This is a genomic window from Clostridium sp. ZS2-4, from assembly GCF_026719745.1.
GTDB lineage: Bacteria > Bacillota > Clostridia > Clostridiales > Clostridiaceae > Clostridium_H.
The window spans coordinates 1-4,201 of record NZ_JAPPRQ010000093.1 but is presented as its reverse complement, the minus strand read 5'-3'; the positions used below and the strand labels follow the sequence as shown (position 1 = coordinate 4,201).

Genomic DNA, 4,201 nt, shown 5'->3' with positions numbered 1-4,201 from the left:
ATTACTACAATAACCATAGATGTCAATGGGGATTAAAAAAGATGACTCCTAAACAATTTAGAAATCATCTTTTAAATGTTGCTTAATCCCTTTTTTTATAATGTCCTTGACACGGGTACCATTTTAATCCTTGCTCTTTCTTTTATTTAAGTTTAGGTTTTGCCTTAGCAAAACTTCCTCTACTGGTTACTGGCTACTGTGCACTGGTTACTAGAAAAATGTTGTATTCTACTATGCAATTCCTATCTTTTTAAACAAATAAGGAGCTCCTGCAGTCATCCATGCTGCTATAAATACATATCTAATACAATCCGAAATCAAGTACTGAGGTAATATCTTTTTCAAAACAACTTTAATCAATAAAACTACTGTAATCCCTAAAGCAAGTTTTAATATATTTCCTACTAAAGATGCTTTTTCATTAAAATTAATGTATTTACTTTCAATAGTGTATCCAACAAGAAAACCTGTAATGGTTCCAACTGCCACATAGTAATCATGTCCCTTAAATACAAATAGTCCTATAATCATAGGAATTATTAAAAGCAATAGAATACTCTTTTTTCCTCCCTGCTCTAAAAAATCAAAAACCTTATTAGATATATACACCCATATCATAGCAATCACAATACCTCCTATAATATCTACAGGCCTGTGAACCCCTAAGTATATCCTTGAGAATCCAACCAATGCTATAATAGTTATTCCCAAAATATAAGTCCACTTTTTCTTTCTATTACTCATTACAGAAATCCAAAAACTTGCTGTTCCTTGAGTATGACCACTAGGAAAAGAATATCCAGTTGCCGTTTTTATTCTAAGTACCCTTATTCCTTCTGTACCAAAAACGCGTGGAATCTTTAGAGACTCTTTTATAACCCCATTAATTACCATACTTGAAATAAGTGTAAAGCCTACCCTATATGCAAATTTTTTATTAATATCCCAAAATATAATGGCAATAATCACTATAAAAAAAGCTTCCTCACCCATCATAGTAATAAACTGAGCAATTCTGTCTAATGTTGGATTTGAAAAGCTTTGAATAGCCTTTATGATTTCTATATTAAAATCATTTGTTAGAAATTCGGTCAAAATATATTCCTCCTAATTTACAATAATTTCATTCTTAAGTTTCACTTTTAACTTTTTAACTGTTTAAAATTTTAACTTTTAAAATTCCATACATTATATTATTTTACCATAAGTATACTATTGTGTACTTATAAGTTATCATTTATCTATTATATTTTCTTTCAAAATCTCTCTTATTTACTAAAAACTCTATATCCTTATTCATAATATTTATCCCTCATTTCTTTTTTATTTAACTTCATATAGCAAATATGCATTTTGTTAAGAATGTGTACAAATATTTTTTATAACACAGCTTGCATACATAATTAAAATGAAAATAAGCATTATAATATTATACTGACGGTTTAAAGATCATTTATAAACATCTTTAAAGTCTCCCCTTTACATAATTCATCCTAATAAAAGAAGTAAATCTACCATACCACCAAATTTTATACAAATTGGTGAAGTTCTCAAGAATATTGTGTTATACATTGGAAAGACTATTAAATAAAATACTTTTAATAAGGGTGATAATTATATGAGAATTCCTAGTCATGTTGGAATTATACCTGATGGAAACAGACGATGGTCTGTAAATAACGGATTAGCTAAAGAAGATGGTTATTCATCTGGATTGTTTCCAGGCTTAGTACTGTTTAAATTATGTCAAGAAGTTGGAGTAAAAGAACTAACCTTTTATGGTTTTACTACTGACAATGTCAAAAGGCCCAAAATACAAAGAGAGGCTTTTACAAAAGCCTGCATTGAAGCTGTTGAAATGTTAAGTAAAGAAGATGCGGATTTACTAGTTGTTGGAAATGATAAATCTCCTATGTTTCCTAAAGAACTTTTACCCTATACTAAAAGAAAAACCTTTGGTAAAGGTGGTATGAAAATTAATTTTCTAGTTAATTATGGTTGGGAATGGGATCTTGGGAGTTTGTTAGAAACCCACAGTAATAACAGAAAATTAATTACAAGTTCTTTAAAAACTAACGATATATCTAGAGTAGACCTTATAATAAGATGGGGTGGCAGGAGACGTTTAAGTGGATTTTTACCAGTTCAATCTATTTATTCTGACTTTTATGTGATTGATGATTACTGGCCAGACTTTAATAAAGATCATTTTTACCAAGCACTTCAATGGTATAACACTCAAGATATAACTCTTGGAGGTTAATAATTTTAAAAGAATGCTGTGATACAGCATTCTTTTAAAATTATCTTTATATGTTTCTCTTTTTAATTTTCTATAATATGATGCTGTCTTTCCTTCCCCATAAAAAACACTGCTAAAGCTCCTGGTCCTCCATAAGCTCCAACAGCAGGTCCAATATAATTAATCAGAACATCCTTAACTTTAACTTCTTGTAAAATACACTCTCTCAACTTAAGAGCTTCTTCAAGACAATCACCATGACATATAGCAATAGTTTGTTCTTCATCATTTTCTATTCTTTCTATAACGATTTCAGCCAATCTTTTTATAACCTTTTTTCTTCCTCGTATTTTAACAATAGGAATTACTTTACCTTCATGATTAAGTGTTAATAGAGGTTTTATATGGAGCACTATTCCAATAGTAGCGGCAGCTGCTGAAATTCTTCCTCCCCGCTTTAAATGACCGAGATCATCTACTGTAATATATGTATTTATTCTTTGTTTATTCATCTCTAGATAATCTACTATTTCTTCGTAGCTTGCACCATTTTCCTTCATTTCATAAGCTTTTAAAACCATAATTCCTTGCCCTAATGAAGCCGTCAAAATATCTATAATATATACTTGTGCTTCTGGGAATTCTTCTTTCATCATATTTTTAGCTATGTTTGCACTGTTAAAAGTACCACTTAATCCCGTGGAAACACAAATATATATAATATCCATGCCTTTACTGACTATTTCCCTAAATGCTTCATAAAAAGCTTGGCTGCTTGGTTGTGACGTTTGGGCAATAGCGCCATTTTTCATATCATTAAAAAATTTGATAGAAGACATACTTTTTCCTAAATCATCTTTATATTCTTCCCCATAATAACTAAATGTAAGGCTTACAAATGGAATCTGTTTTTTTTCAATAATATCTCTTGGTAAATCACAGCATGAATCAGTTATTATTGCAAAATTCTTCATTAGTACACTATCCTTTCATTTGCTCTCTCAATTATATTGTTTTTTACTCTCATTTCTACTATAACACCCATTTAGCTCTAATGCCATAATAACTTTATCCTTACTTGTTATAATATGTATAAACATTTTACTTACTCCAAAAATAAATCGGGGGTAATTAATCCCCGATCTATTTGTTAATAGAATTAAGCCAAAGATAGGCTAAATCCAATCTTTTATCAATTAATACTTGTACAAACTTATCTATAACCCCTATTTTTTCTAAATCTTTTATAATGCTTATAGGCACAGAAACCTTCTTTGTATAGGATTTTCTGGGGTCTATTACCATTATTGACTCATCATCCTGCACATATATATGTTTCCCTCTTATGTCCTGCCTTTTAAACTTTAACTTTTTAAATTCTTCTATTAAATCAATTAAATTTACGGCTAATTGCTCTGACAATCCATTCTTAACAATATAATCTTTAATCATTTGTCCCGGCACATATTCTCTCAAAATACATCTATTACTTGCATTTATAATTTTAGGAAAATATTTACTTCCTTCTACCTTCTTTAGTATGTCATATTCCCCTTCGCACTTAGCTTTACATTTAAATATTTTTAAAGCATATCCATCTGGTGTCAAATATACTTTTCCTTCACAACCTCCGCCTAGAAATTCACATTCCTTTATATCTATCCCCAAATACTTCTTGCTAATATTAATCACCTCTTACACAGTGCTTGGAAATGTTACTATACTATATTTTATTTCAAAATTTGTACAACGTTACATAAGAATGTTGCGACGCAACATTCTTTTAGTCCCCAGTGAAAGAGGATTTTCTTCCTTAGGTCAGAAAACCTTTCAATTGTAGAGTAGGTTGAAGGAAATTTTATTTCCTTCTTCCCCTCATCAAACCGTGCATGCGGTTTTCCCGCACACGGCTTTCCGATATTCTTCTTTCTAAGGCATTATAACCTTTAAAGAGAAAGT

General features: G+C 30.2%; 5 protein-coding genes. 2 read left to right on the top strand and 3 right to left on the bottom strand.

Annotation, left to right across the window (positions count from 1 at the left end):
• A partial coding sequence (locus tag OIO11_RS11910) for an IS3 family transposase (RefSeq protein WP_268070085.1) occupies nucleotides 1-86 on the top strand: 86 nt, incomplete at its 5' end.
• A gap of 145 nt (nucleotides 87-231) precedes the next feature.
• On the opposite strand, the gene OIO11_RS11905 is transcribed toward OIO11_RS11910, so the two are convergent.
• Nucleotides 232-1,095 carry a phosphatase PAP2 family protein gene (locus tag OIO11_RS11905; RefSeq protein WP_268071688.1) on the bottom strand — a complete coding sequence of 288 codons (864 nt, stop codon included), beginning with the start codon at nucleotides 1,093-1,095 and terminating at the stop codon, nucleotides 232-234.
• A gap of 523 nt (nucleotides 1,096-1,618) precedes the next feature.
• Here OIO11_RS11905 and OIO11_RS11900 point away from each other — a divergent pair.
• Nucleotides 1,619-2,263: an undecaprenyl diphosphate synthase family protein gene (locus OIO11_RS11900; RefSeq protein ID WP_268071687.1), complete on the top strand. Its 645-nt coding sequence runs from the start codon at nucleotides 1,619-1,621 to the stop codon at nucleotides 2,261-2,263.
• Between the two features lie 62 nt (nucleotides 2,264-2,325).
• Here OIO11_RS11900 and OIO11_RS11895 read toward each other — a convergent pair whose 3' ends face one another.
• Both OIO11_RS11895 and OIO11_RS11890 read right to left on the bottom strand, forming a co-directional pair.
• Nucleotides 2,326-3,216 carry a DegV family protein gene (locus OIO11_RS11895; protein ID WP_268071686.1) on the bottom strand — a complete coding sequence of 297 codons (891 nt, stop codon included), beginning with the start codon at nucleotides 3,214-3,216 and terminating at the stop codon, nucleotides 2,326-2,328.
• A 169-nt stretch (nucleotides 3,217-3,385) separates the two neighbouring features.
• Nucleotides 3,386-3,934, bottom strand: a complete 549-nt coding sequence (locus OIO11_RS11890; protein ID WP_268071685.1) for a serine/threonine protein kinase — start codon at nucleotides 3,932-3,934, stop codon at nucleotides 3,386-3,388.
• Nucleotides 3,935-4,201 lie beyond the last annotated feature (267 nt).

Bases quoted from the DNA above. Each gene is read 5' to 3' on its own strand.
- OIO11_RS11900 (WP_268071687.1), top strand. From the start codon at position 1,619: ATGAGAATTCCTAGTCATGTTGGAATTATACCTGATGGAAACAGACGA.
- OIO11_RS11895 (WP_268071686.1), bottom strand. From the start codon at position 3,216: ATGAAGAATTTTGCAATAATAACTGATTCATGCTGTGATTTACCAAGA.